At 71.8% G+C, this 24,084-nt stretch carries 25 protein-coding genes and 1 riboswitch; of the genes, 16 read left to right on the forward strand and 9 right to left on the reverse strand.

The features are described 5' to 3' along the window. Positions 1–15: 15 nt before the first annotated feature. The 3 genes from BEI_RS17555 (at position 16) to BEI_RS17565 (ending at position 2,219) form a co-directional block, all read left to right on the forward strand. Entirely contained in the window at positions 16–933 is a 918-nt protein-coding gene (locus tag BEI_RS17555) for a LysR family transcriptional regulator (RefSeq protein WP_097790710.1), read from the forward strand. A 98-nt stretch (positions 934–1,031) separates the two neighbouring features. Beyond that, a complete protein-coding gene (locus BEI_RS17560; RefSeq protein WP_097790711.1) occupies positions 1,032–1,415 on the forward strand; it encodes a DoxX family protein in 384 nt (127 codons plus the stop codon). 66 nt (positions 1,416–1,481) lie between these two features. Continuing rightward, entirely contained in the window at positions 1,482–2,219 is a 738-nt protein-coding gene (locus BEI_RS17565) for a DODA-type extradiol aromatic ring-opening family dioxygenase (RefSeq protein WP_097790712.1), read from the forward strand. 72 nt (positions 2,220–2,291) lie between these two features. Here BEI_RS17565 and BEI_RS17570 read toward each other — a convergent pair whose 3' ends face one another. Then, the gene (locus BEI_RS17570) at positions 2,292–3,254 is read right to left on the reverse strand and encodes an ABC transporter substrate-binding protein (RefSeq protein ID WP_097790713.1); all 963 of its coding nucleotides are present in this window, start codon (positions 3,252–3,254) and stop codon (positions 2,292–2,294) included. Positions 3,255–3,512: 258 nt separating this feature from the next. Between BEI_RS17570 and BEI_RS17575 the strand changes: the two genes are divergently transcribed. Further along, entirely contained in the window at positions 3,513–3,809 is a 297-nt protein-coding gene (locus tag BEI_RS17575) for a hypothetical protein (protein ID WP_097790714.1), read from the forward strand. Positions 3,810–3,820: 11 nt separating this feature from the next. On the opposite strand, the gene gloA is transcribed toward BEI_RS17575, so the two are convergent. After that, positions 3,821–4,354 (reverse strand): lactoylglutathione lyase, encoded by a 534-nt coding sequence (gloA, locus tag BEI_RS17580; protein WP_097790715.1) that lies wholly within the window; start codon positions 4,352–4,354, stop codon positions 3,821–3,823. A 251-nt stretch (positions 4,355–4,605) separates the two neighbouring features. Here gloA and BEI_RS17585 point away from each other — a divergent pair, with 251 nt between their 5' ends. The 10 genes from BEI_RS17585 to BEI_RS17630 all read left to right on the forward strand — a co-directional run bounded on the left by BEI_RS17585 (position 4,606) and on the right by BEI_RS17630 (position 12,282). Beyond that, on the forward strand, positions 4,606–4,950 hold the full coding sequence (locus tag BEI_RS17585; protein WP_097790716.1) for a hypothetical protein: 345 nt from the start codon (positions 4,606–4,608) through the stop codon (positions 4,948–4,950). Positions 4,951–5,007: 57 nt separating this feature from the next. Beyond that, complete coding sequence (locus BEI_RS17590) at positions 5,008–5,505, forward strand: C40 family peptidase (RefSeq protein WP_097790717.1); 498 nt, start codon at positions 5,008–5,010, stop codon at positions 5,503–5,505. Between the two features lie 98 nt (positions 5,506–5,603). Continuing rightward, the gene (locus tag BEI_RS17595) at positions 5,604–6,245 is read left to right on the forward strand and encodes a thermostable hemolysin (protein ID WP_097790718.1); all 642 of its coding nucleotides are present in this window, start codon (positions 5,604–5,606) and stop codon (positions 6,243–6,245) included. Further along, positions 6,229–7,680, forward strand: a complete 1,452-nt coding sequence (locus tag BEI_RS17600; protein ID WP_097790719.1) for an AMP-binding protein — start codon at positions 6,229–6,231, stop codon at positions 7,678–7,680. Before BEI_RS17595 ends, BEI_RS17600 begins: the two co-directional genes overlap by 17 nt. Further along, positions 7,677–8,369, forward strand: a complete 693-nt coding sequence (locus tag BEI_RS17605; protein ID WP_097790720.1) for an iron-containing redox enzyme family protein — start codon at positions 7,677–7,679, stop codon at positions 8,367–8,369. Before BEI_RS17600 ends, BEI_RS17605 begins: the two co-directional genes overlap by 4 nt. Next, on the forward strand, positions 8,356–9,186 hold the full coding sequence (locus BEI_RS17610; RefSeq protein WP_097790721.1) for an SDR family oxidoreductase: 831 nt from the start codon (positions 8,356–8,358) through the stop codon (positions 9,184–9,186). The genes BEI_RS17605 and BEI_RS17610 overlap by 14 nt, the downstream gene beginning before the upstream one ends. Then, positions 9,183–9,830, forward strand: a complete 648-nt coding sequence (locus BEI_RS17615) for a tetratricopeptide repeat protein (RefSeq protein ID WP_097790722.1) — start codon at positions 9,183–9,185, stop codon at positions 9,828–9,830. The genes BEI_RS17610 and BEI_RS17615 overlap by 4 nt, the downstream gene beginning before the upstream one ends. Positions 9,831–9,842: 12 nt before the next feature. Beyond that, entirely contained in the window at positions 9,843–10,523 is a 681-nt protein-coding gene (locus BEI_RS17620; protein ID WP_097790723.1) for a response regulator, read from the forward strand. Beyond that, the gene (locus BEI_RS17625; RefSeq protein WP_097790724.1) at positions 10,520–11,896 is read left to right on the forward strand and encodes an ATP-binding protein; all 1,377 of its coding nucleotides are present in this window, start codon (positions 10,520–10,522) and stop codon (positions 11,894–11,896) included. The genes BEI_RS17620 and BEI_RS17625 overlap by 4 nt, the downstream gene beginning before the upstream one ends. A 98-nt stretch (positions 11,897–11,994) precedes the next feature. Beyond that, the gene (locus tag BEI_RS17630) at positions 11,995–12,282 is read left to right on the forward strand and encodes a hypothetical protein (RefSeq protein WP_153045809.1); all 288 of its coding nucleotides are present in this window, start codon (positions 11,995–11,997) and stop codon (positions 12,280–12,282) included. 18 nt (positions 12,283–12,300) lie between these two features. Here the strand turns inward: BEI_RS17630 and BEI_RS17635 are convergent, their stop codons facing one another. Continuing rightward, entirely contained in the window at positions 12,301–13,788 is a 1,488-nt protein-coding gene (locus BEI_RS17635; RefSeq protein ID WP_153045810.1) for a di-heme oxidoredictase family protein, read from the reverse strand. Positions 13,789–14,107: 319 nt separating this feature from the next. Beyond that, a riboswitch (TPP riboswitch) is annotated at positions 14,108–14,193 on the forward strand. A gap of 42 nt (positions 14,194–14,235) precedes the next feature. Between BEI_RS17635 and thiM the strand changes: the two genes are divergently transcribed. Beyond that, positions 14,236–15,042: a hydroxyethylthiazole kinase gene (gene thiM / locus BEI_RS17640; RefSeq protein ID WP_097790727.1), complete on the forward strand. Its 807-nt coding sequence runs from the start codon at positions 14,236–14,238 to the stop codon at positions 15,040–15,042. Further along, positions 15,032–15,646, forward strand: a complete 615-nt coding sequence (thiE, locus tag BEI_RS17645; RefSeq protein ID WP_097790728.1) for a thiamine phosphate synthase — start codon at positions 15,032–15,034, stop codon at positions 15,644–15,646. The genes thiM and thiE overlap by 11 nt, the downstream gene beginning before the upstream one ends. 26 nt (positions 15,647–15,672) lie before the next feature. Here the strand turns inward: thiE and BEI_RS17650 are convergent, their stop codons facing one another. The 6 genes from BEI_RS17650 to BEI_RS17675 all read right to left on the reverse strand — a co-directional run bounded on the left by BEI_RS17650 (position 15,673) and on the right by BEI_RS17675 (position 24,063). Next, positions 15,673–16,554, reverse strand: a complete 882-nt coding sequence (locus tag BEI_RS17650; RefSeq protein ID WP_097790729.1) for a DMT family transporter — start codon at positions 16,552–16,554, stop codon at positions 15,673–15,675. 117 nt (positions 16,555–16,671) lie between these two features. Continuing rightward, positions 16,672–18,063, reverse strand: a complete 1,392-nt coding sequence (locus tag BEI_RS17655) for a serine hydrolase (RefSeq protein WP_097790730.1) — start codon at positions 18,061–18,063, stop codon at positions 16,672–16,674. 94 nt (positions 18,064–18,157) lie between these two features. Continuing rightward, positions 18,158–21,037 carry an HD domain-containing phosphohydrolase gene (locus BEI_RS17660; protein ID WP_097790731.1) on the reverse strand — a complete coding sequence of 960 codons (2,880 nt, stop codon included), beginning with the start codon at positions 21,035–21,037 and terminating at the stop codon, positions 18,158–18,160. 119 nt (positions 21,038–21,156) lie between these two features. Continuing rightward, positions 21,157–21,912: a sulfite exporter TauE/SafE family protein gene (locus BEI_RS17665; RefSeq protein WP_097790732.1), complete on the reverse strand. Its 756-nt coding sequence runs from the start codon at positions 21,910–21,912 to the stop codon at positions 21,157–21,159. 187 nt (positions 21,913–22,099) lie between these two features. Further along, positions 22,100–23,470, reverse strand: coding sequence for a 2-oxoadipate dioxygenase/decarboxylase HglS (hglS, locus tag BEI_RS17670; RefSeq protein WP_097790733.1), 1,371 nt, complete (start codon positions 23,468–23,470; stop codon positions 22,100–22,102). Between the two features lie 212 nt (positions 23,471–23,682). Then, positions 23,683–24,063: a putative zinc-binding protein gene (locus BEI_RS17675; RefSeq protein ID WP_097790734.1), complete on the reverse strand. Its 381-nt coding sequence runs from the start codon at positions 24,061–24,063 to the stop codon at positions 23,683–23,685. Positions 24,064–24,084 lie beyond the last annotated feature (21 nt).

Genomic DNA, 24,084 nt, shown 5'->3' on the forward strand with positions numbered 1-24,084 from the left:
GAACAGGAGACGAGGATGAACCTGCTGGATGCCATGACCGCCTTCGTCCGGGTCGCCGAGCTGGGCAGCTACACCCGGGCCGCCGAGGCCCTGGACCTGTCGCGCACCCGCGTCTCGCGGCTGGTCATGGAGCTCGAGGCCCACCTCCAGGTGCGCCTGCTGCAGCGCACCACCCGGCGGCTGCACCTGACCGAGGCCGGGGAGCGCTACCTGGCGCGGGCCCAGGGTATCCTGCAGGCCCTGCAGGACGCCGAGGCCGAGGCCGGCGCCGGGCTCTGCGAGGTGCGCGGCCGGCTGCGCCTCAACGGCCCGATGAGCTTCGGCATCCGCCATCTCTCGCCGCTGGTGGCCCGCTTCATGGCCGAGCACCCCGACCTCGAGGTCCGCCTGGACCTCAACGACCGGCGCGTCGACCTGCTGGAGGAGGGCTACGACCTGGCGATCCGCATCGGCGCCCTGCCGGATTCCAGCCTGGTGGCCCGGCGCCTGACCCGCTGTCGCATGGTGCTCTGCGCCTCCCCCGACTACCTGGCGGCCCATGGCGAGCCTCGCTCGGTGGCGGAGCTCGCCGACCATCGCTGCCTGCGCTACCTCACCTCGCGGGGCGGGGACTGGCGGGTGGACGGGCAACGCCTGACGGTGTCCGGGCCCCTGGACAGCAACAACGGCGACGTCCTGACGCCGGCCGCCGAGGCCGGCCTGGGCATCGCCCAGCAGCCCAGCTTCCTGGTCGCCGACAGCCTGCGCGCGGGCCGGCTGGTGCCGCTGCTGCCCGAGACGCCCCCGGAGGTGCTGACGGTCTACGGCGTCTACCCGGCCCGACGCTACCTGCCCGCCAAGGTGACGGCCTTCCTCGACTACCTGGCCGAGGCCTGGGGCGACCCGCCGGTCTGGGAACGGGACCTGACATTGTCGCCCATTACGCAACAGTGATGTTCATCACCAGCAGATTATCCCGACCTCCTCCGGGGCTAGAGTACGCCCAACCCCTGACAACGCGATAACGCGACAACGCCCCTGGAGGTTTCCCCATGCAGAACAACGCCATCACCCTGCTCCGCCTGACCCTCGGCGTCGCCACCCTGGCCCACGGCCTGCTCAAGGTCTTCGTCTTCACCGTGCCGGGCACCGTGGCCTTCTTCGAGTCCCTGGGCCTGCCCGCCGTGCTGGCCTACCTGACCATCCTCGCCGAGGTCGGCGGCGGCCTGGCGCTGATCCTCGGCGTCTACACCCGCTGGGTGAGCCTGGCCCTGGTGCCGGTGCTGCTCGGCGCCGCCTGGGCCCACGCCGGCAACGGCTGGGTGTTCTCCAGCGAAGGCGGCGGCTGGGAATACCCGGTCTTCTGGGCCCTGGCCCTGCTGGCCCAGGCCGGTCTCGGCGGCGGCCGTCTGGTGCTCAGCCCCCGCCTCGCCTGAGCTTCCTCTCACCCTCTCGCCGGCCACGCCCCTCGGGCGTGGTCGGCTCGTGTCCCGGAGTCCCTCATGCTACCCAGCCTCTTCCTCTCCCATGGCTCGCCCATGCTGGCGCTGACGCCGACCCCGGCCCATGCCTTCCTGCGCGAGCTGGGCGAGACGCTGCGCCCCACGGCGATCCTGGTGGTCTCCGCCCACTGGGCGAGCCGGCGCCTGAGCGTCAGCACCAGCGCCCGCCCCGAGACGATCCATGACTTCGGCGGTTTCCCCCGCGAGCTCTTCGAGTGCCGATACCCCGCGCCAGGCGATCCCGAGCTGGCCCGGCGGCTGGCCCGGGAGCTGGACGCCGTCCCCACCGAACGCGGCCTGGATCACGGCGCCTGGGTACCGCTGTCCCTGATGTTCCCCGAGGCCGACGTGCCGGTGGTCTCGCTGTCGCTGCCGGTGGCCTGGTCCAACGCCGAGCTCGTCGGCCTCGGCGAGCGGCTCGCCGGGCTGCGCGAGGAGAACGTGCTGGTCGTCGGCTCGGGCAGCCTGACCCACAACCTCATGGCGCTGGACACGCTCGAGGCGCCAGTGCCGGATTGGGTCACCGCCTTCGGCGACTGGGTGCACGACCGCCTGGCGGCCGGCGACCGCGGGGCCCTGCTCGCCTGGGAGACGGCGCCCAGGGCCCGGGACAACCACCCCAGCCCGGAGCACTTCCAGCCCCTGCTGGTCGCCATGGGGGCCGGCGACCGAGCCGAGCGGCTCCACCACAGCGTGGAGCACGGGGCGCTGGCCATGGACGCCTACGCCTTCCATTGAGTCCCGCCGCCGAACGCAACGAGGCCGCCCCGGCAGGGGGGCGGCCTCGTCGTCTCGCGGCCAGGATCGGGCTCAGGCCTCGGGGATCTCCAGCGCCTGCCGGACCACCGGCCAGGCCGGCTCGCCGTCACGCGTGGTCACGCCCTCGAGGAAGGCCTTGGTCTCGGCGGGGTGCTCCCGCAGCCACTCCAGGGCCACCGCATCCGGCTCGCGCTCCTCGTAGCTGAAGCCGCGGATCATGGCGCTCTGGTCGTCGGCGGTGAACGAGAGCTGGTCGAGCAGCCGGGTGGCGTTGGGGTTGGCCTCGGCGAAGGTCCGGGTCACCAGGGTGCGCACGTCGCTGCGGCCGCCCTCCGGTCCCCACATGTCCTGGGTATCGTCCAGGTAGCGGACGTCGTACTCGATGTTCATCCAGTGCGGCGTCCAGCCGGCGAAGACGATCCACTCCTCGCGATCGATGGCGCTGTCCACGGCGCTGAGCATGCCCGGGGTGGAGGTCTCGGAGAGCCGCCAGTCGCCCAGGCCGTAGGTGTCGGCGTCCACGGCCTCGTTGAGGGTGTCGCTCATGCCGGACCCCACCTCGATGGAGTAGATGGTGCGATCCAGCTTGTCGGCGAACTCGGGCTTGTCCAGGTCCTCGGCGGAGGTCAGGCCCGCCTCGTAGACATAGGTGGGGACGGCGAAGCCGAGGCGAGCGCCATCGACGTTGTTGCCCAGGTCGACGAGCTTGGCGTCCTCGCCCTCGAAGCTGGTGTCGTACATGCCCTGCTGGGCGGGCAGCCAGGCGGCGAGGAAGGCATCCAGCTCGTTCTGCTGCAGGGCCTGGTAGGTGATGGTGGACCCCAGTTCGGCCTGCTGGGGGGCGTAGCCCAGGGTCTCGAGGAGGGTGGAGGCCAGGGCGGTCTTGACGGTCACGCCGGGCCAGGCCGGCACGGAGAAGCGCACCTGGGCGGGCTCTGCGGCCTGGGCCAGGCCACCCATGGCGAGCAGTGAGCCGGCCAGGGCCAGCGAAAGAGGGCGATGAGACAACTTCATGGGGACTCCTTGGCGGGATGCGCCATCGTGAAACACGCCATGACCCTAAAGCTCGCCAGCGGGCTCGACAAGTGCGGCCTTCCCCCCTTGCGTCAACGCTTCGGGGCCATGGCGTAAGGAAGGCGCCACGGCCCCCACCAAGTGACAGGCGCGCCCCCGCGAGGCGCGCAGTCACCGACGGGAGGCCCCATGCCCACGCCCTCGCCATCTCGACCGGGCACCGAACCTTCCGGGCGAGACTATGCCCTGGAAGGACTGATGATGGTGCTGGCCACCCTGCCCGTGATCGTCTCCGCCTACGCCAGCCACGTCACCGGCGACGGCCAGTGGTTCCAGCGGTCCGGTGCCCTGATGGTGCTCTTCGCGGTGGGCGTCCAGTACCACCGCAGCTACTGGCTGCGCTGCGTGGAACGACAGGCGGGGCGCGACGGCCACCCACCGGCGCCCCTGGTGCGCTGGATCGGCCGCGTCTGGCACTCGATCCCCTATGTCTGCTACCTGGCCATCGTCATGGGGACGCTGATCTGGAGCTACGGCGATCTGATGTTTCGGTGAGCCCGGCCGGGTCAGTCGCCCTTGCCGGCCATGCGGGCGGCCTCGATCACCTCGATCCAGTAGCCGTCCACGTCCTTGACGAAGACCACGTCCTTCATCTTGCCCTGGTCGGGCCGCTTGACGAACTCCACCTCGTTGGCGTCGAACCAGGCCACGGCGGCATCCAGGTCCGGCACCGAGAAGCAGATATGACCGAAGCCCTGGGGCTCGGCATTACCGTCGTGGTAGGCGAAGTCCGCCTGATCCTCGGTGCCCCAGTTGTGGGTCAGCTCCAGCAAGCCCTTCTGGCCGAAGGTCCAGACGGTGCGCTCGTCGGTCCCCTCGGGCACGCGATCGCCGTCCTCGAGCCTGGCAAGGAAATACAGCGAGAAGCGCATCTCCTCGAAGTCGAGACGACGCAACACCCGCATGCCGAAGACCCGGGAGTAGAAGGCCAGGGAGGCCTCGGGGTCCTTGACCCGGAGCATGGTGTGGTTCAGGCGGAAGCCATCGGTATCGGCGGTCGGCGTCTTGACGCCGGGATGCTGCTCACCTTGGAAGCTCATGGGATCTCCTTGTCCGCGCGGATTCGTAACAGGATATGGCGACGATGGCCGGGCTTTTCCACCCGGCGACGAGCCACGGCTCACGCCACAATGATACACAATCTGTACAAGACCCAAGAAACCGACAAGATCCAGGGGGCGCGAGCGAACGCCATTTTCCCGGGACCGTCCCGGAAACGACATGGCATTGGCGACTCGTCGCCGGGGCTTCTACATTATCTATACACCGACCCACCGACAGGGAGCCCGCCATGTCCCACACCGAACCGTCCCTGGGGGATCACATCACCCTCAAGGAACTCGCCCATGCCCTTTCCCATGGCCTCTCGCCCATCGTCGAGGTCGAGTCCATGGACGGCATCTACACGGTGCGCTTCCACCATGCCGAAGGCGTCTCCACCCTTTCCGACCATGAAGGCAAGACCCGCACCTTCATGGGAACGGGCGAGATCCAGGACCTGCTTGGCGACCTGGGCCTGACCCACGGCGTCCTGACCTGGGCGGACCAGTGCGGCGACGAGATGATCGGCGTGCCGGGCCATGCCCTGACCCCCGACGAGATGCTCACCTACGGCACGCGCATCTCCTTCCGCTGAGTTTCACAGACCCGGGCCGAGTGGCTAGAGTGGAAGCGGACGACAAGGGAGATGTCCATGCCGCCGAACCTCGCCTCATCCGGCCCGCTGTCCCTCCGCCGCTTGCCCCTCATGCTGGGCCTGCTGCTGGCCTTGGCCGGCTGTGCCGGCCCCCAGATGGCCACCCGTGACGGCGAGGGCCTGTCGATGGATCGTGCCCTCATACTGGCCGAGGCACGCCAAGCCCTCGGGACGCCCTATCGCTACGGCGGCAGCGGCGAGGACGGGGTGGACTGCTCGGGCCTGGTCCAGCGGGTCTATGCCCGGGCGGGCATCCCGGTGCCCCGCACCTCCCGCCACCAATTCGAGCGCCTGCCCCCGACCGAGGAGGCCCGCCCCGGGGACCTGCTGTTCTTCGACACCGCCGACCGGGGCAAGGCCAGCCACGTGGGCATCTACCTGGGCGACGGCGAGATGATCCATGCCCCGGGACGCGGACGCCGGGTCACCATCACCTCGCTGTCGCTGGACTACTGGCAGGAGCGTTTCCTGGGCGCCGCCGCCCCCGCCCCCTGAAGCGGCCGGGCGAACGTCGCTCCCGCGCCTCCCCAGGCTTAAGCCTCCGTTAAGTTGCACCACCCACACTATCGGGGAATCCTCATGGAGACCCCGAGATGCCCGCTCCCGCCTCTCACGATCGGCCCGCCCCGCCCCTGACCTGGCGGGAAGCCCGACACGGCTCGGACCGTCAACGCCTGGAGCGCCTGATCCAGGCGTGCTTCGCGAACGAGCACCATGCCCGCATCACGCGCTTCCTGCCGCGGCTGTTCGGCCTCTGGCAGGGCGACACCCCGCTGGCCGCGGTGGGGGTGAAACGAGCCGAACGGACCCCGCTGTTCCAGGAAGGCTATCTCGACGCACCGGCCGAGACCTGCCTGAGCCGTGCCCTCGGCGTTCCCGTGGCCCGGCGCGAGATCGTCGAGATCGGCAACCTCGCCAGCACGCGTCACGGCCTGCAGCGCCATCTCTTCCTGCACCTGATCGACCAGCTCGCCTCGGAGGGGCTGCGCTGGGTGCTGTTCACGGCCATCCCGACGGTGATCAACGGCATCCGGCGCCTGGGCATCGAACTGCTGCCGTTGCGGATCGCCGATCCGGCCTGGCTGGGAGAGGAGCGCGCGGACTGGGGGCACTACTACGATCGGCATCCCTGGGTGATGGCCGGGGACCTGCAGCTGGCGCGCGAGCGGCTGAGGGCCGCCGGCCTACTGCCCGCCTCCATGGATTCGGAGCCCGCCCATGCCCGCCCCGCGTGAGGTCTTCCTGGCTCGCCTCGCCGAGCATGCCGCGGCGCGTCCCGGGGCCACGGCCCTGAGCGACGACGGCCGACGGCTGCGCTATGGCCGACTCGAACCCGAGATCCGGCGACGCGCGCGATGCCTCGCGGACGTCGACGCACGCCGCGTCGGGCTGGCGCTGGACAACGGGCTCGACTGGGCCCTGTGGGACCTGGCGCTGCTCGCCACCGACCGGGTCGCGGTGCCGATACCCGGCTTCTTCAACGACGCCCAGCGCCGTCACCTCGTCGAGCAGGCCGGCCTGGACACCTGGATCGGCCCGGGGGCCGAAGCGCACGGCTTCGTTCCGACGCGAGCGCGGACACTGGCCACCCGACCGGTGACCGCCCCGCCGCCCCTTCACGCGGGCACCACCCGCATCACCTTCACCTCCGGCACCAGCGGCACCCCCAAGGGCGTCTGCCTGGATACCCGGACGGTGCTGACCGTGATGTCGAGCCTGGCCGAGGCGATCGCCCCGGCCGCCATCGAACGGCACCTGGCCATGCTGCCGCTGGCGACCCTGCTCGAGAACCTGGGCGGCCTCTACCTGCCGCTGTGGATCGGCGCGAGCGTCGCCCTGCCCGGCACCGCCGAGGTGGGCTGGCGCGGGGCCAGCGGCTTCGATGCCGACACGGCCCTGGCCGCCATCGTTCGCCACCGGCCCCACAGCCTGATCCTGGTTCCCCAGCAGCTCCAGGCCCTGGTCGAGGCGTCCCCCACTCCCCCGACCGGCCTGCGCCTGGTCGCCGTGGGGGGCGCCCGGCTGGCCGGGCCAGCCTGCCGGCGGGCCCAGGAAGGCGGCTGGCCGGTGGTCGAGGGCTATGGCCTTTCCGAGTGTGCCTCGGTGGTCTGCCTCAACCGTCCCGGCGCGACGCATCGCGGCGTGGGCCCCCCGCTGCCCCATGCCCGGGTGCGACTGCGTCGCGACGGCGAGGTCGAGGTCGCCGGTGCCACCCTGCTCGGCTACCTGGGCGAGCCGCCGGCGGGCGAGTGGCATGCCACCGGCGATCTCGGCCGCTGGGAGGACGGAGCGCTGGTGCTGGAGGGCCGCCGCCGGGACGTCTTCATCACCGCCTACGGCCGCAACGTCGACCCCCAGTGGGTGGAAGGCGTGCTCTGCACTCGACCGACCATCGCCCAGGCCCTGGTGTACGGCGAGGCCCTGACCGAGAACCGGGCACTGATCGTGCCCGCCCGTCCCGACCTCGCGGACGCCGTCATCGAGGCCGACATCGCCGCGGCCAACGATTCCCTGCCCGACTATGCCCGCATCGGGACCTGGCGACGCTGCGCCCCCTTCACCCCGGCCAACGGCCAGCTGACGGCCAACGGCCGGCTGCGTCGTTCGACCATCCTCGAGACCTACCCGGGCTGGCTCCGCCATCCCGATGCCCAAGGAGTGACCCCATGACCCCGTATCAGAGACTCCAGGCGGCCACCCGCGACGAACGCGACTGGCTGCTGGCCGCGCCCCTGGTGACCCGCGCCCTGCAGGGCGAGGTCGATCGCGACGAGTACCTCGCCTTCCTCGGCCAGGCCTACCACCACGTGCGCTTCACGGTGCCGCTGATGATGGCCTGCGGAGCGCGCCTGCCGGAGCGCCTCGGCTGGCTACGCGAGGCGCTGGTGGAATACATCGACGAGGAGCACGGCCATGAACGCTGGATCCTCGACGACATCCGGGCCGCCGGCGGCGATCCCGAGGCGGCCGCCGCGGCGACCCCGGACCCGGCCACGACGCTGATGGTGGCCTACGTCCGCGATCGCATCGCCCACGGCAACCCGGTGGGCTTCTTCGGCATGGTGCAGGTGCTGGAAGGGACCAGTACCGCGGTCGCGACCCGGGCCGCCGATCGGCTGCAGGCGAGCCTCGGCCTGCCCGACGACGCGCTGCGCTACCTGACCTCCCACGGCAGCCTGGACATCGGCCACCTGGCCTTCTTCGAGGGGCTGATCGATCGCCTCGAGGACGCCGACCTGGCCGAGGTGATCGAGACCGCGCGGATGGTCTATCGCCTCTACGGCGCCATGTTCCGGGGCATCACCGCGCGCTGCCAGGGCGGAGACGCCACCCGGGAGCTCGCCGATGCGCTGGCCTGATCGCGATCGCCTCAGGGGGGGCTGGTCCACCCAGTGTGTCCTGCTCACCGGCGCCAGCGGCGGCATCGGCCGGGCCCTGGTGGACGAACTCGCCGGCGCCGGTGCGCGGCTGGTGATCACCGGCCGACGACGGGAACCCCTCGAGGCGCTGTGCCGCCGGCATGGCGCGTCGGTGACCGCCCAGCCGGCCGACCTGACCCGGGCCGAGGATCGCCACCGCCTGGCGATGGCCGCCGAGCGGCAGGGCTGCACCATGCTGATCAATGCCGCCGGCGTGAACTGGGCCGGCAGCTTCGAGGCCTGCGACGACACGACCCTCGAACGCCTGGTGACCACCAACCTGACCGCCACCCTGCAGCTGACCCACGCCCTGCTGCCCCAGCTGCGGCGGGCGGAACGGGGCCGGCTGGTCAACCTGGGCTCGGCCTTCGGCGAGATCGGCTATCCGGGCCAGGCCGGCTACTGCGCCACCAAGTTCGCCCTGCGCGGCTTCAGCCAGGCGCTGCGCCGGGAGCTGGCCGACACCCCGGTGCGGGTGCTCTACATCGCGCCCCGAGCGACCCGGACCGCCATGAACGCGCCCGCCATGGAGGCGCTGAACGAGGCCCTGGGCAACGCCATGGATCCGCCCGAGGCGGTCGCCCGTCAGGTTCGGCGCGCCATCGAGCGGGGCCGGAAGGAGACCCGCCTGGGCGGCGCCGAACCCTTCCTCGCCCGGCTCAACGCCCTCGCCCCGGGGCTGGTCGATGCCGCCCTGCGTCGCCAGCTGCCCACCGTTCGGCGCTTCATCGCGCCCAAGGGAGGAAATGCCCCATGAAACGTCACGCCGCCACCCTGATCCTCGTGGCCCTGGCCGGCTGGCCGGGCGCCGTCGCCCTGGCCATGGACCCCGAGGTGGCTTCCATGGTCGACCGGCTCCAGACCCGCTGGGCCGAGATTCGCTATGCCCTGCCGGAAGAACGGCGCGAAGCGGCCTACGCCGCCCTCACCGACGAGGCCGACCGCGCCCTGGCCGCCCATCCCGAGGCGGCCGAGCTGCATGCCTGGGCCGGCATCGTGCGCTCCACCCAGGCCGGCGCCACCGGCGGCCTGGGCGCCCTGAGCCTGGTCAAGCAGGCCAGGGCCGACCTGGAGAAGGCGCTGTCCCTGGATCCCCTGGCCCTGGACGGCGCCGCCTATACCAGTCTCGGGGCCCTCTACTACCAGGTGCCCGGCTGGCCGCTGTCCTTCGGCGACGATGCCCGTGCCGAGCGCTACCTGCGCCGCGGGCTGGCCGTTTCCCCCGACGGGCTCGACAGCCTCTACTTCTGGGGCGACTATCTGCACGAGCAGGGGCACGACGACCAGGCCCGCCGGGCCCTGCGTCAGGCCCTGGAGGCCGCCCCGCGGCCGGGCCGCGAGCGGGCCGACGCCGGGCGGCGCGCCGAGATCCGGGCCCTGCTCGACGAGCTCGACCACTGACAAGGAACGGCCATGCGCATACTGCTGGTGGAGGACGATCCCAGCCTCGCGTCGGGCATCCGACTGGCGCTGAAACCGGAACACTACACCGTCGACCTCCTCGACGACGGCGCCGCCGCCCTGGCCACCCTCCAGGCCGGCGAACCCTTCGATGCGGTCATCCTCGACCTGGGCCTGCCCCGGCTCGACGGCGTGACCCTGCTCGAGCGCCTGCGCCGGGCCGGCAATCGGGTGCCGGTGCTGGTGCTGACCGCCCGGGACGGCATCGAGGACCGCATCCAGGGCCTCGACGCCGGCGCCGACGACTACCTGATCAAGCCCTTCGAGGTGGCCGAGCTCAAGGCCCGGCTGCGCGCCCTGCTGCGTCGCAGCCAGGGCCATGCCAGCAGCGAGCTCCATCACCGGGGGGTGGTGCTGGACCCGGGCAGTCGCCGGGTCACCTACCGGGGCGAGCCGGTCTCGCTGTCGCGTCGGGAATTCAGCCTGCTGCAGGAATTCCTCAGCCACCCGGGACGGGTCTTCACCCGCGACACTTTGACCCGGTTGGTCTATGGCTGGGACGAGGACGTGGAGAGCAACGCCATCGAGGTGCATGTCCATCACCTGCGCCGCAAGCTCTTCCCCGAGCTGATCCGCACGCTGCGCGGCATCGGCTACGTCATGGACAAGGCGCCCCGGGACTCGGACGCATGACCTCCATCCGTCGCCGTACCCTGGGCATCGTGCTGGGGGTCTTCGCCGCCAGCATGCTGGTCATCGGCCTCACCAGCTACCGGGACGCGGCCCATGAGGTGGAGGAACTCTTCGATGCCCGCCTCGCCCAGAACGCCCGGCTGCTGGAGGGACTGATGCGTGCCCCGCTGGGCGAGGTCCAGCGAGACGCCCTGCTGGCCAGCCTCGACAGTGCCCTGCAGCGGGCCGAACAGGCCGACCAGCGGATCGCCGGGCACCGTTACGAGGGCAAGGTCGCCTTCCAGATCTGGCGGGGCGAGCGATTGCTGCTGCGCTCCGCAAGCGCTCCCATGGCGCCCTTCACGGCCCGCCGGGACGGCTACGAGGACGTGGGCCTGGACGATCACCAGTGGCGGGTGTTCGCGCTGAGCGGCCCTGGGGACGGCCTGCGGGTGCTGGTCGGCGAGCGGGAGGACGTGCGCGGCGAGCTGGTCACCGCCATCGCCCTGCGCACCCTGGCGCCGGACCTGCTCGGCCTGCCCGTGCTGGCCGGGCTGCTGTGGTGGGCGATCGGCTGGGGGCTCAGGCCGCTGTCGCGCCTGGCCACCCAGATCCAGAGCCGGGACCCCCACAACCTTCGCCCCCTGCCGGACACGCCCCTGCCCCGGGAGCTGGCTACCATCACCCGGGCCCTGAATCGGCTGCTGGCGCGGATCCGCGACCTGCGAACCCGGGAGAAACGCTTCATCGCCGATGCGGCCCATGAGCTGCGCACGCCCCTGGCCGTGCTCGACCTGCATGCCCAGAACGCCCTGGCCAGCGAGGACCCGGCCGACCGCCGGGAGGCACTGACCCAGCTGCGCGCCGGCGTGGCCCGAGCCACGCGGCTGGTCGCCCAGTTACTGACCCTGGCCCGGCTCGACCCCGAGCAGGAGGAGGACGCCCCGAGCCAGGCGACCGACCTGCTCCATGAGGTGCGCGAGGCCCTGGCCGAGCTGCTTCCGCTGGCCTCGGAACAGGGCCAGGACATCCGGCTCGACGCCGACGAGGCCGCCGACTGGCGGCTCTCCACCGAACCGGGCGCCATCCTCACCCTGGTGCAGAACCTGGTCGGCAATGCCTTGCAGCATTCCCCGACCGGGGGACGGGTCGATATCGCCCTGACCCCGGAGCCCGATGCCGTGGTCCTGCGGGTGGACGATCAGGGTCCCGGCATCCCCGCGGAACGGCGCGGCCGAGTGCTGGCGCGCTTCCACCGCGCCGGGCCCGGCGCCGGCGCCGGCCTGGGCCTGTCCATCGTCGATCGCCCGGTCCCGCGCCATGGGGGGCGCCTGAGCCTGGAAGCGGCCCCGGGGGGTGGCCTGCGGGTCGTGGTGCGACTGCCTCGCCCCTGACACCGAACCGTCATCGTTGTTTAAGCCCGCGTTAAGCCAACGCCGGTATCGTGCTTTCATCTGGAGCCACAACGATAACGACACCGGGACAACTCACCATGAACACGACGCCGATGACGACCCTCCTGGAAGACACCCTGCACCGCGCCGTCTGGTTGGTGCTGGCCGGCGTGCTGGTGCTCGCCGCGGGCTGGCTGATCGCCTGCTGGGGCGTGGGCGGCATGCCCCTGGGACTGGCCAGCCTGGCCGCGGCGGCGATCGCCCTGTTGTGGCCGGAGGAGGTCACGCCCGACGACGGCGAGCAAGCGAACGGACGGGAAAGCCGCCTTCACCATTTCACCCAGGCCAGCCTGCTGACCCTGGTGGCGCTGCAGCTGGCCGCGTGACCTCGCGACCGCCCCTATTCAAGGCTCGACCACCAGCCGGGGCGACCCCGCCGGCAGGACCTGCAGGGACTTCAGGAAGGCGATGATCGCCCGGCGCTCCTCGAGCGGCAGGGCGACGAAGGCGTCCCGGCTCGGGCGTCCCTCCCCGCCATGGGCCCGGATGGCCTCGGTCAGGGTGATCAGGTCGCCTCGATGCCCGTAGGGCGCCGAGTTGCCCGCGTCCCACAGCTTGCGGGTGATGAAGAACTCCGACCCCGGCAGCTCGCCCTGGTCGGGGCGCCCCTGGTCGAGGTACTCGTTGCAGAAGTGGCGGATCGCGCCCGCCATGCCCGGTGGGTCGCAGAGGTTGTGACGCTTGAGGTCGGTATAGGCCCGGACGATGGCCCCGCCTTCCGGCCTCGGCTCCAGGTAGGGCCCTTCGCCTTCGCGGGTCATGTCGAAGGCCACCGACCGCTCCGGATCGCCGAAGAAGCCCGGCGGGTTCAGGGCATAGGGCTCGACGAAGCGCCGGTCCTCCAGGCGCATGGCTGGGACATGGCAGCCGGTGCAGCCGATGTCCGCGAAGCGCCGCTCGCCCCGGGCGACACTGATGGCCGCTTCCGGATCCAGCGGCAACCGCCGGCCCGGCACCCCCAGGGCCGCCTGGAAGACGCTGATGGCGGTGATGTCGCCCACCGTCAGCTCCCGCTCGACGCCATCCTCGTCGAAGTCCGCCTCCCGCCCCTTGTCGGGATTGAGGCCGAAGCCTTCCTCCGCCAGCATGCCGGGATGCTGGATCATGGCATCCACCGTGAACTGGCGAAGCGAACGCTTGACCCCGGCCTGATGGAAGGGCTTGATCACCAGGTCCGGATCCACCCCCTCGCTGGCCACGACCTCGCCGTGGGACACCGTCACCGGGAAGTCCACTCCCTTGGAGGTCAGCACCCAGTCGCCGTCCGCCAGGCCATCGGCCTGGCGCCGCAGGTCGGCGGTCATCTCGCGCCCCAGCATCTCGATGGCGCCGGCCCCGAACATGCCGAGGGTGTTGCGCTCGTTGCTGAACTCGTGGCGCACGCTGGTGATCACCGGATCCCGCACCTGGGACAGCACGAAGACATTGACGACGAACTCGCCGGCGCCGCCCACCCGGGGCTCGATGTGGCAGCCCGAGCAGGCGTTGGCGTCGGGCCCCGAGGTGCGGATGAAGGCCGGCTCGTCGGGCGCGCGCTTCTCGCCGATGCCGGTGGCGGCCGGCCGCCCCTGGCCATCGCAGAGATTGAACTTGGCCACGAAGAGCGCCCGGCCATGGGCGAAGAGTTGGTCGAAGCCGACCTCGCCGGCGTCGATGCTGCGCTGCTCGAGGTGTTCGGCGAGCGCGGGCGTCTCGGGCAGGTCCGGCGGGCAGGCATGGGGCGCATGGGCCTGGGCCGCGGTCGCCCAGCACGACAGCACCACCGCCGCCAGGCCACATGACCAGGCGGCACGCCGACGGTGACGCCCCGCTCGACTCGACTCGTCGTTCATGCCTCTCCCCTCGACCTGTCGCCTGGCCATGTCACGGCCAGCCTCGCTCCGGTCGCCGGCAGCCCCTGGGGCGGAAGGTCGATCCACGATGGCCCCCGGACCGGCGGCCGACGCGAAATCCGTGATCCTCGCGACGACCGGCCCACCCCCAGCCCGACGGATGGGTAGTGATAATTATAGTTATTCCGGGTTCGGCGCCGGGAGGGCTCCGCTCATGACATTTCGCTCGGGCCTCATGTCGATTTCGTCTGGCCCCGGGGCCAGACGCCGCAGACCGGCGGCTTTACAAGCCTCGGGGAAGGGGGGATAGTGAGGCCCGACGACAGGGGCGCCGGCACGCCACGGCGGACCGGCTGAGACGCACCCTCATCACCTGACCCGGATAATGCCGGCGGAGGGAGTCGTGCCGGCCCCCCGGGCCCGCGCCTCCCGCCGCCAGGAGGCCCGATGCATTCCCTCGATCCCGTCCCGCACCTGACCCGGGTGCGCCGGACCCGACCGCTGGTCCACAACATCACCAACCATGTGGCCATGAACCCGATGGCCAACGTCCTGCTGGCCCTGGGCGCCTCGCCGGCCATGGTCCATGCCCGCGAGGAGGCCGCCGAGTTCGCCGGCCTGGCCGACGCCCTGACGCTGAACATCGGTACCCTCTCGCCCCACTGGGTGGAGGCCATGGTGGAGGCGGCCCGCGCCGCCTCGGCGGCGGGCACGCCCTGGGTGCTGGACCCGGTGGCGGTGGGCGCCACCGCCTTTCGCCGCGAGACCGCCGCCCGCCTGCTCGAGCCGGGGCCGACCGTGATTCGCGGCAACGCCTCGGAGATCATGGCCCTGGCGGCGCGAGGCGCCGGCGGCCGCGGCGTGGACAGCACCGATTCCAGCGAGGCCGCCGAGCGGGCCGCCGTCGACCTGGCTCGCCGGCAGGCGGCCGTGGTGGCGGTCACCGGCGCGGTGGACCTGATCACCGACGGCCGGCGCCTGGCCCGGGTGGCCGGCGGCCATGCCCTGATGCCCCGGGTGACGGCCCTGGGCTGCTCGCTGACCGGCGTGGTGGGCGCCTTCCTGGCCGGCGCCGAGGATCCCTTCGAGGCCACGGCGGCGGCCCTGGCGACCTATGCGGCGGCCGGGGAAGAAGCCGGCAAGAGGGCCCCGGGGCCGGGGAGCTTCGCCGTCGCCTTCCTCGATGCCCTGTACGCCCTCGACGAAGCCACCCTGGCCGACCGTGCCCGCCTGGAGGTCACCGATGCGCCTTGATCTCTCCCTCTACCTGGTGACCGATCCCGATCTCTGCGCGGCCCACGGCCTGCAGGAGACGGTCCTGGCGGCGGTGCGCGGCGGGGTGAGCGTGGTCCAGCTCCGCGACAAGCACGTCTCCGACGCCGAGCTGGTCCCGCTGGCCCGGCGGTTGAAGACCGCCCTGGCCGGCAGCGGCGTGCCGCTGATCATCAACGACCGCCTGGAGGTGGCCCTGGCCAGCGGCGCCGACGGCCTGCACATCGGCCAGGACGACGGCGAGGTGGCCGACGCCCGAGCCGCGCTGGGCCCGGAGGCCATCCTCGGCCTCTCGGTGCAGACCCTCGACCAGCTGGCCCGGATCGACAAGGGGCGGCTCGACTACCTGGGACTGGGCCCGGTCTTCGCCACCCCCACCAAGGGGGATCATGCCGAGCCGCTGGGCTTCGAGGGCCTGGCCGAGCTGGTGGCGGCGAGCCCGCTGCCCTCGGTGGCCATCGGCGGGCTCAAGGCCGAGCACGTCCCAGCCGTGCGCCGGGCCGGCGCGGATGGCCTGGCGGTGGTGTCCGCCATCTGCGGCACGCCCGATCCCGAGGCCGCCGCCCGCGCCTTCCCGCGCCGCTGACCGGCCCGCGCGGGCCGGCCGCCGGGTCAGGCGCCGGATGCGGGGCGCCGATTCAGGGAGGTGCGCCGCTCATGGTAGGCGATGGCCAGGCCGCTGACGATGATCAGGGTGCCGCCGACGAAGACCCAGAGGTCCGGCACCTCGTCCCAGAACCACCAGCCCAGCAGCACCGCCCACAGCAGCGCCGTGTAGTCGAAGGGCGCGGCGAGCGCCGCCGGCGCGTACCGGAACGCCAGGGTCAGGCCGGTCATGGCGCCCACCCCGAGGAAGCCCGCCACCACGAAGGCCGGCCAGTGCCAGGGAGCCGGCGTCTGCCACACCCAGGGGAGGGTCACGGCGGAAACCAGCAGGGGCACCAGGGTGGTGTAGAAGACCATGGCCCAGAGGTGCTCCCGCGCCCCGTAACGGCGAGCGGTGATCATCGTCAGGGCATAGAAGACCGCCGCGGCGACCACCACCAGGGCGCCGGGCTGGAAGCTCTCGCCGCCGGGACGCACCACCACCAGCACCCCCAGAAAGCCCAGGGCCGTGGCCATCAGGGTCGGCCGATCGACCCGCTCGCCGAGCAGCGGCACGGACAGCAGGGTGACGAACAGCGGCGCGGCGAAGGCGATGGCGGTGGTCTCCGCCAGGGGCAACAGGGTCAGCCCCCACATGAAGCAGATCATGGTGGCGGCGAAGATCAGTCCCCGCAGCAGGTGCACCCCCGGCCGACGCGTCGCCAGGGTGCGTAGCCCGCCGTTGTAGCGCGCGATCAGGGCGATCAGCGGCAGCGACACCAGGGTGCGGAAGAAGATGATCTGCAGCGGCGAGTGCGTCTCGCCCAGCCACTTGGTGAGGGCGTCCCCCAGGGCCAGGCACAACACGCCCCCGCACATGAACAGGATGCCCTTCAGCGACGACGACATGGCGAACGCCTCCTTGCGTGCTCGTCGGATGGAGACAACGCCACCCCGACGGCAGAGCCGACGGGGTGGCGGGATCATGAACACGCTAAGGGGTCGTTCCGCAGAGGGCAAGCCCTGTCACAGGGAGGCCTGAACCACCATGCACTCCATCCCCTGCGCCTGGAGGCGACGACAGGCCTGGCGAGCCTGCCCCTCGTGGAGGTCCACCACCCGGGCCCGATAGACGCCGGCGCCCTCGGCTCGCGGCACGGCGATCCGGGCCTCGGCCAGTTCCACGGCGAGCCGGGCCGCGGCCCGGTCCGCCAGGCGACGGGCATCCTCGGCATCGCGGAAGGCGCCCACCTGGACGCCCCAGCTGGCGCCCGGGGCATCGCCCCCGGCGATCATTTCCCGGATCGGGTCGGCGGCGGGAGCCGAGCCCCCCCTTGCCCCCGACGCCGACGCGGCCACCAGGGTCTCGGTCGCGGAGGGGCGGACGGGCGTCCCGGTCGGGGGCGAGGTGGACACGGGAGAGGGCGCGGCCACCGTGCTCGACCGGCTGGCCGGGGTGGGCGCCGGCGCCTCGGCCGCGCCCACGGTGTCCAGGCTGGCCAGCATCCGCTCGCGGGACGGCACGGGGCCGACCGACGCCGGCATCAGCCGGCCGTCGGCGATCCGGGTGTGGGCCAGCCAACCGTGACCATCGGCCAGGGAGGCACGGACGAAGCCCCGATCCAGCAGGTCGGCCATGTGCGCGTCCCGGGACGCGGCGGTGAAGCCGCCCATCACCACGGACAGCATGCGCCGGCCGTCGCGCACCGCCGAGGTGGCCACGTTGAAGCCCGAGGCTCGGATGAAGCCGGTCTTGAGGCCGTCGGCGCCCGGGTAATTCGCCAGCAGCCGGTTGTGGCCGCGGTAGGTCTTGCCTCGCCAGCGGAAACTCTGCTTCGCGAAGTAGGGATAGTACTGGGGGAAATCGAGCATCAGGCGGCGCGCCAGGATCGCCATGTCCCGAGCCGTGGTGACCTGGCGGTCGTCGGGGAGGCCCGAGGCGTTGCGGAAGGTGGTGTCGTGCATCCCCAGTGCCCGGGCCCGGTCGGTCATCATCCGGGCGAAGTGCGCCTCGCTGCCACCCAGGGCCTCGGCGACCACCACCGCCACGTCATTGGCCGAGCGCACGATCAATGCCTGGATGGCGGTCTCCACGGAGAGGCGATCGCCGGGCCGGAGATAGAGCTTGGTCGCCGGCATGGCCGCGGCCGTCGGCGAGACCGGCAGCGGCTGCTCGAGGCTCAGGCTGCGCTCCTCCAGGGCCTCGAAGACGAGGTAGAGGGTCATCATCTTGGTCAGCGACGCGGGGTAGCGCGGCGCGTCGGCGTTCTCGGCATAGAGGATCTCATGACTGTCGGCGTCGATGACGATGCCGGCATAGCGCGGGTTTTCGGCCTGGGCACTGCCGGCCAGCAGCCAGCCGGCCAGCAGCGCGATGACGGCACCGAGACGCCACGGTGAGGTCGTCGTGGGCAGCATCGATGTTCCCCTGATTTTTCGGTTCCCTGTATCAGTGCATTATGACGCAGGGTCCGAGGCTGTACAGGGTGAAAAGCGCCTCGCCCGGGCATTTTCATGCCTCGTGAGAGGCCAGGCCGGCCTCGACCTTGAGCGCCTCGATGTCCACCGCGTCGACCTGCTCCGGGGCCAGGAAGCGCCGGGCATAGGCCCGCCAGACGCCGCTGTCGAGCAGCAGCCCGAACACCTCGGGGTCGAGGTGCCCTTCCCGAGCCATGCCCGCCAGGATCGACAGCGAGCGAGACAGCGTCATGCCCGGCTTGTAGGGGCGATCGGCGGCGGTCAAGGCCTCGAAGACGTCGGCCACGGCCATGATCCGCTCCTCCAGGCTGGCCTCGGCCAGCACCAGCCGGCGCGGATAGCCCTGGCCGTCCATGCGCTCGTGATGGTTGCCGGCGATGGACGGGACGTGACGCAGATGGGCCGGCCAGGGCAGGGACTCCAGCATCATGATGGTCTGGACGATGTGTTCCTGGATGCGGAAGCGTTCCACCTCGTTGAGGGTGCCGCGACTCACCCTCAGGTTGTAGAGCTCCCCCTGGTGACCGGCCACCTCCGGGGGCTGCATGGCGAAGCCCCAGCGGTTGGCGGGATCGTCCGGCGCCACCGGCGGCGGCTTGACGGCCCAGTCGATACGATGCCGGGGCCGATCGGCCAGCAGCCGCTCCTCCGCCGGCAGCGTGACCTCCGGCTCCCGGGACGCCCGCTGCGCCTCGTCCTCGGAAAGCCCGAGCCGGTCGTCGAAGTGCCGCCACCAGCGCCAGTCGGCGATCTCGTCGAGGCGCTGGAGCCGCGTCGCGTCGAGTCGCTCCCCGCCCCGATTGATCTCCGCCACCAGGCGGTAGGCCGCCTGAAGCTCCTGCCGGCGCCGTTCCCGGGTCTCGTCCAGGGCCTGGGCGTCCCCGCCCTGGGCGACGCCCCGCCAGTAGGCGATGTCGGCGTCGCGCCACAGCACCTCGAAGCGGGTGCGGATCTCGTGGATGCGGTTGTAGCGGGTCTCCAGCTTGGTCGCCTTCTCCATGACCTCGTCGGGCGTCGTCAGCTTGCCGCAATCGTGCAGCCAGGCCGCCAGATGGAAGGCGGTGCGGCGGTCCTCGTCCACCCGTTCCTCGGCGAAGGGGCCGCTGCGCGCCCGATCGACGCTCTCCAGCAGCATCTCGGCGAGCTGGGGCACCCGGGAGCAGTGCCCCCCGGTGTGGGGCGACTTGGCATCGGTGGCGCCGGCGATCAGCTCGACGATGGCATCGAGCAGCCGCTTCTCCCCCTCCAGCAGCCGGCGCATCTCGATGGTCACGGCGGCCGCCCCGGAGATCTCCTCGACGAAGCGCCGCCAGGGCTGGTCGTCCCCGCCTTCGGCATCGCCCCGCCTGGCCAGCAGCAGCAGCCCGAGGCGGTGGCCGCTGCGGTTGCGCAGCGGCTGGACCAGATAGCCCTTGGCCTCGAGCTCCTGGCCCAGCACCTCCAGGCCGGCCTCCTCGGGCGCCGTCAGGCTCAGACGCTCGGGGAGGGCCTCCCCGTCCAGGCCGGCCCCGACCTCGGCCAGGCAATCGAAGCGAGAGGCGTCGGCCTCGTCCTCCAGGTAGATGGCGCCATGGCGGCTGGCCGTGATGCGCAGCAGGTCGTCGAGGATGCCGACGAGCATGGCCTCGAGTCGAGGCTCGCTGCTCAGGGTCCGGGTCATGTGCTGGAAGTCCGAGATGCTGCCGGCCATGTCTTCCAGGGCCTTGCCCAGTTGCTGGACCTCGCGCACGGGGGAGCCCGTGCCCCGATAGGCCTCGAAGTCGAATCCGGCCAGGGAGCGGACCTGGTCGGCCAGCGAACGCAGGGGCCGACCGAGGCGGTGGCCGACCCAGAAGCCCAAGGGGAGCAGGGCCAGCACCAGCCCGCCGGCGACCAAGGAGCGCTGCCAGAGCAGGCGTCGGCTGCCGGCCATCAGTTCGCGCTCAGGGACCGCCAGCAGCAGATGGGCCTGGGCCCCTTCCAGGGCCCGGAACGGCAGGCGCATCCCGAACCAGGGTTCGCCCTCGACCCGGAACCGCACCGACTCGCCCTCCTGGCCGAGTCGATTCAGCCGAGCCAGGACCGGGTCGCGTAGTTCCTCCAGGCTGGCCAGTCGCGGGCCCTCGGGAGCCTCGACCAGCAGTCGCTCGATGTCGGGGTAGGCCAGCAGGCGATCATTGCCGGACACCACCGCCAGTCGCGTCCCGGGGGTCAGCCGCAGCGAATCCATCTCCCTGCCCAGATCCGCCAGGGAGGCGTCCATCCCCACCACCGCCCGGCCGTCATCGCTGCGCCGGGACAGGGTGACGCCGATCTCACGGGTGGTGAAGAACACATAGGGATCGGTCAGGCGCTCCCCCTCCCCGGTCATGGCCTCGCGGTACCAGGGTCGGGTACGGGGGTCGAAATCGTAGCCCGGCATGGCGCGCCGCCCGAGCAGCGTCAGGTCCGCGTCGTAGAGTCGCCATTCGCCGTAGCGCCGACCGCGCGGATCCCGGGAGACGGCCTGCACCAGATAGCGGGCCCGCTCGACCCCGGCGATGGGCGGCAGGTGCTCTTCGGCGACCCGCGCCACCGGCCTCAGCAGCAGGAAATCGCCGTTGTCATAGCCGATATAGACGGCACTGGCCACCTCGTGGGCGTCCAGGGCGGCCGCGAGCAGGGGCAGGGCCGCCAGGCGATCGACCAGGAGCCGTTCCGCGACCAGGTTGTCGCGCGCCAGCAGGCGAACCACCACCCGGGCCGGGGCGATCAGCCGTCGCGAGCGCTCCTCGGTGGTCTCGGCCAGCTGGCGGCCGGTGTCCCGCACGGCGTTGACCAGGAGGCGATCCGCTCCCCGGCCGCCGTGCCACAGCAGCACCGTCGCCAGGACCAGCATCAGGCCGACGATCGCCAGGGCGGTCAACGACTGGAGGGAGAAGGAACGACGCGGCATGGAGGTCCCGATATCGGCCGGCGGTGATATCCAGCATACGCCATGGTCGCCCCCCTCCGGCCGACGCTTCAGCGGCGGCATTCAACGCCCATTGGCCGGGCAGGGGTCGATCAGGCGCCTCAGAGCCGCTGGAGGCCCAGCCAGACCAGGCGCAGGGCGAGCAGGGTCAGCGCCAGGCGGAAGACGCCATCGAAACGCCGGTCGGAGAGTCGGCGCAGGACGTTCAGGCCCAGCCAGGTGCCCAGGAAGCCGGCCGCGACCATGGCCAGGATCAGGCCCAGCCAGTCGCGGAAGACGAAGCCCGCCACCCCGAACACGAACGCCTTGGTGAGGTGCTGGGCCATCATGCAGGCGGAGAAGGTGGCGACCTTGGCCATCCGGCCTTCCTGGCGCTGCTTGATGAAGGCGGCGACCGCCGGGCCGCTGGCCCCCACCAGGCTCGACAGCAGCGTGGTGGCGGCCCCCATGACCAGGGTCCCCGGCCCGCCCAGGGCCCGCCTGGGCAGGCCGGGGCCCCAGAGGGTGAAGAGCACGAAGGCGGCGATGCACAGCTCCAGCACCCCGGCGGGCAGGCGGATCAGCAGCCAGGCGGCGGCCACCGCCCCCAGCGCGACGCCGGGCAGCGAGGCCAGCAGGGTGGCCCGATCGACGTGGCGCCAGGTCATGGCCATGCGCCCCACGTTGGAGCCCAGCTGCACCATGCCGTGCACCGGGATCAGGGCCGCCGGCGGCATGACCTGGGCCAGGGCCATGATCATCAGCACGCCGCCCCCGGCCCCGAAGGCCGCGGTAAACGCGGAGGTCAGCACCGACAGCAGGATCAGCAGCAGGCCGAGGTGGCCGCCGAGGGGAGAGAGGGCGTCGAGCAGCGGCATGGGGATCCCGATCCATGGGCGAGTCGACATCATAGCCGAGACGCGACCCGGGCGGCCAAGGGGCCGGCCGCATCGGGGGCGCCGGGACGCCGGCGCACGACCATCTCAGCCTAGCCGCTGGACGCCCACGCGCCAGAGGGAGCGGGCGACACTCCCGTCGCCCCCCAGGATCGGCGGGAGTGCCAGGTCATGCTTGGCCCAGGGCCGCGAGCACCGCCACCCGGGAGGCCCGCTCGCGCTCGGCATAGAGCGCCAGCTCGTCGGTGACCGGGGCGCCCAGGGCCGCCTCGAAGACCTCGCGGTTCGCGTTGCCGGCGTAGGCCTCGCCGCCGCCGTCCCCCAGGTTGGAGCGGAAGATGCCCGCGGCGCTCACCGGCAGGAAATCCTCGTAGGTGATCGGACGGGCCGCCACCAGGCCCCGCGCGATAAGCGCCTCCAGGTCGGTCTCGTCCACCTTGCCGGCGGCGCGGCCCGCCTCGGTGAGACGGTATTCGAAGAAGGCCAGCCCCCGGCGGCGCAGCTCGGCCTCGTCGTCGGGGAAGTCGGCGAAGACCTGCGCCAGCACGCGCTGGTGCGCCTCGTTGTCGAGCCCCCGGGTCCGCTCGCGGGAGGCCGTCAGCAGGCTGTCGTAGAGCGCCCGGCCCTCGGCGGTCAGGGCCGCCCCGCGCTGCTCGATCTCGCCGAAGCGCGCGGTGTGGGTGCCCTGTCGCTCGCCGGCGAAGCGGATCGACTCCTCCAGCGCCTTGAAGCTGGTCTGGCGCAGCAGGATCGGGCATGCCCGGCGGGGCGGTCCCTCGATGACCGCCTTGGGGTTCATGCCCGCCTCGGGCATGCGCCGCTGGACCTCGTCGATGTCCAGGGTCCGCGGGGTCAGGTGGTTGATGTGCGGCCCGCGGAAGCAGACCACGTCGGCGATCAGGCGATGCTCGTCATGCAGCGCCTCGTAGGTGGCGAGGTCCACGGTGGCGTCGCGGTGCCAGCGGAAGGTCTCCAGCGCCTCGGCGACGAAGCGCTCGGCCTGGTCATCGGTGAGCCCGCCCTGCCCCTCGGCGAGCGCGATCAGTTCGCGCACCCCCGGGGTGAAGATGTCGCGCGCCTTGACGATGGCCGCGGCACGCTCGCGCAGCGCCTCGCTCTCGATCAGCTCGAGGCGCAGCAGCGAGGTGAAGATGCGGAAGGGGTTGCGGGCCAGGGCCGCGTCGTCGATCGGGCGGAAGGCGGTGGAATGCACCGGGACCCCGGCCTCGGAGAGGTCGTAGTAGCCCACCGGGTACATCCCCATGACGGCGAACAGACGGCGCAGCATGGCCAGCTCGTCGGCGCTGCCCACGCGGATGGCCCCGTGGCGCTCGACGCCGAGGCGGTCCAGCTCGCCATGGGCGTCCAGCCGCTCGGCCAGGGCGGGATCGCGTTCCAGGGTCTCGCGGTTCACGCGCTCGACGAGCTCGAGCAGGGTCTCGTACTGGGGTACCTCGGCCTGGTACATGGCCGACATGGCTCGGGAGAAACGGTCGCGGATCTCGTCGCGAGACACGATATCCGTGGGGGTACTGTTCATGCGGGGTCCTTGGCAGTGGTTCCTGCGATGGCGGAACCCCTCGTCGAGGCGGCTGCCGGCGACGACCGATCGTCGAGGCCGATGGCCGTTGGGTCCGACAGGCTCCGAGGGGCATTGACCGTCCCCATCTAAGCAGAGTCGCCGAAGGCGGCCTACCGAAAAGGCGACCCCCTTTTTCATCTCTTCCCTGCTTGCCCGACGTCGGCCCCGCCTCAGCCCTCCACCTTCAGCCGGGCGATGATCTCGCCGACCCGCTCGGTGACGGCATCGATGGTGGCCTCGTCGTAGAGCCGCCCCTTGCGCTTCTTCAGGCCATGCTCATAGAGCCGCACGTGCTCGGTGGGCGCGACCCCGGCGTTGTCCAGGCAGTGGCGGGCGCAGTGCATCTGGCAGCCGTCGATGGCCACGACGGGGCGACCGGAGCGCGCGGTGCGCACCAGCCCGGGCACGCCGCCGCCCACTCCGGCGATGCAGGACATCTCGGCGAGGCCGCCATGGTCGAGACGCAGGGCCACGTCGTTGGCGAGCTGGGCCACATCGGAGCACCCGGAGCAGGCATACACCAGGACATCCGGCTTGGTGGGTCGGGACATGATACCTCCCTTGGGTTCGGA

The sequence above is a fragment of the Halomonas beimenensis genome (assembly GCF_002549795.1).
Taxonomy (GTDB): domain Bacteria; phylum Pseudomonadota; class Gammaproteobacteria; order Pseudomonadales; family Halomonadaceae; genus Halomonas; species Halomonas beimenensis.

Bases quoted from the DNA above. Each gene is read 5' to 3' on its own strand.
- BEI_RS17615 (WP_097790722.1), top strand. From the start codon at position 9,183: ATGAAACGTCACGCCGCCACCCTGATCCTCGTGGCCCTGGCCGGCTGG.
- BEI_RS17595 (WP_097790718.1), top strand. From the start codon at position 5,604: ATGCCCGCTCCCGCCTCTCACGATCGGCCCGCCCCGCCCCTGACCTGG.
- BEI_RS17610 (WP_097790721.1), top strand. From the start codon at position 8,356: ATGCGCTGGCCTGATCGCGATCGCCTCAGGGGGGGCTGGTCCACCCAG.
- BEI_RS17660 (WP_097790731.1), bottom strand. From the start codon at position 21,037: ATGCCGCGTCGTTCCTTCTCCCTCCAGTCGTTGACCGCCCTGGCGATC.
- BEI_RS17565 (WP_097790712.1), top strand. From the start codon at position 1,482: ATGCTACCCAGCCTCTTCCTCTCCCATGGCTCGCCCATGCTGGCGCTG.
- BEI_RS17655 (WP_097790730.1), bottom strand. From the start codon at position 18,063: ATGCTGCCCACGACGACCTCACCGTGGCGTCTCGGTGCCGTCATCGCG.
- hglS (WP_097790733.1), bottom strand. From the start codon at position 23,470: ATGAACAGTACCCCCACGGATATCGTGTCTCGCGACGAGATCCGCGAC.
- BEI_RS17625 (WP_097790724.1), top strand. From the start codon at position 10,520: ATGACCTCCATCCGTCGCCGTACCCTGGGCATCGTGCTGGGGGTCTTC.
- BEI_RS17605 (WP_097790720.1), top strand. From the start codon at position 7,677: ATGACCCCGTATCAGAGACTCCAGGCGGCCACCCGCGACGAACGCGAC.
- thiM (WP_097790727.1), top strand. From the start codon at position 14,236: ATGCATTCCCTCGATCCCGTCCCGCACCTGACCCGGGTGCGCCGGACC.
- BEI_RS17570 (WP_097790713.1), bottom strand. From the start codon at position 3,254: ATGAAGTTGTCTCATCGCCCTCTTTCGCTGGCCCTGGCCGGCTCACTG.
- BEI_RS17560 (WP_097790711.1), top strand. From the start codon at position 1,032: ATGCAGAACAACGCCATCACCCTGCTCCGCCTGACCCTCGGCGTCGCC.
- BEI_RS17665 (WP_097790732.1), bottom strand. From the start codon at position 21,912: ATGCCGCTGCTCGACGCCCTCTCTCCCCTCGGCGGCCACCTCGGCCTG.
- BEI_RS17635 (WP_153045810.1), bottom strand. From the start codon at position 13,788: ATGAACGACGAGTCGAGTCGAGCGGGGCGTCACCGTCGGCGTGCCGCC.
- BEI_RS17675 (WP_097790734.1), bottom strand. From the start codon at position 24,063: ATGTCCCGACCCACCAAGCCGGATGTCCTGGTGTATGCCTGCTCCGGG.
- BEI_RS17620 (WP_097790723.1), top strand. From the start codon at position 9,843: ATGCGCATACTGCTGGTGGAGGACGATCCCAGCCTCGCGTCGGGCATC.
- BEI_RS17650 (WP_097790729.1), bottom strand. From the start codon at position 16,554: ATGTCGTCGTCGCTGAAGGGCATCCTGTTCATGTGCGGGGGCGTGTTG.
- BEI_RS17585 (WP_097790716.1), top strand. From the start codon at position 4,606: ATGTCCCACACCGAACCGTCCCTGGGGGATCACATCACCCTCAAGGAA.
- thiE (WP_097790728.1), top strand. From the start codon at position 15,032: ATGCGCCTTGATCTCTCCCTCTACCTGGTGACCGATCCCGATCTCTGC.
- BEI_RS17590 (WP_097790717.1), top strand. From the start codon at position 5,008: ATGCCGCCGAACCTCGCCTCATCCGGCCCGCTGTCCCTCCGCCGCTTG.
- BEI_RS17555 (WP_097790710.1), top strand. From the start codon at position 16: ATGAACCTGCTGGATGCCATGACCGCCTTCGTCCGGGTCGCCGAGCTG.
- BEI_RS17600 (WP_097790719.1), top strand. From the start codon at position 6,229: ATGCCCGCCCCGCGTGAGGTCTTCCTGGCTCGCCTCGCCGAGCATGCC.
- gloA (WP_097790715.1), bottom strand. From the start codon at position 4,354: ATGAGCTTCCAAGGTGAGCAGCATCCCGGCGTCAAGACGCCGACCGCC.
- BEI_RS17630 (WP_153045809.1), top strand. From the start codon at position 11,995: ATGAACACGACGCCGATGACGACCCTCCTGGAAGACACCCTGCACCGC.
- BEI_RS17575 (WP_097790714.1), top strand. From the start codon at position 3,513: ATGATGGTGCTGGCCACCCTGCCCGTGATCGTCTCCGCCTACGCCAGC.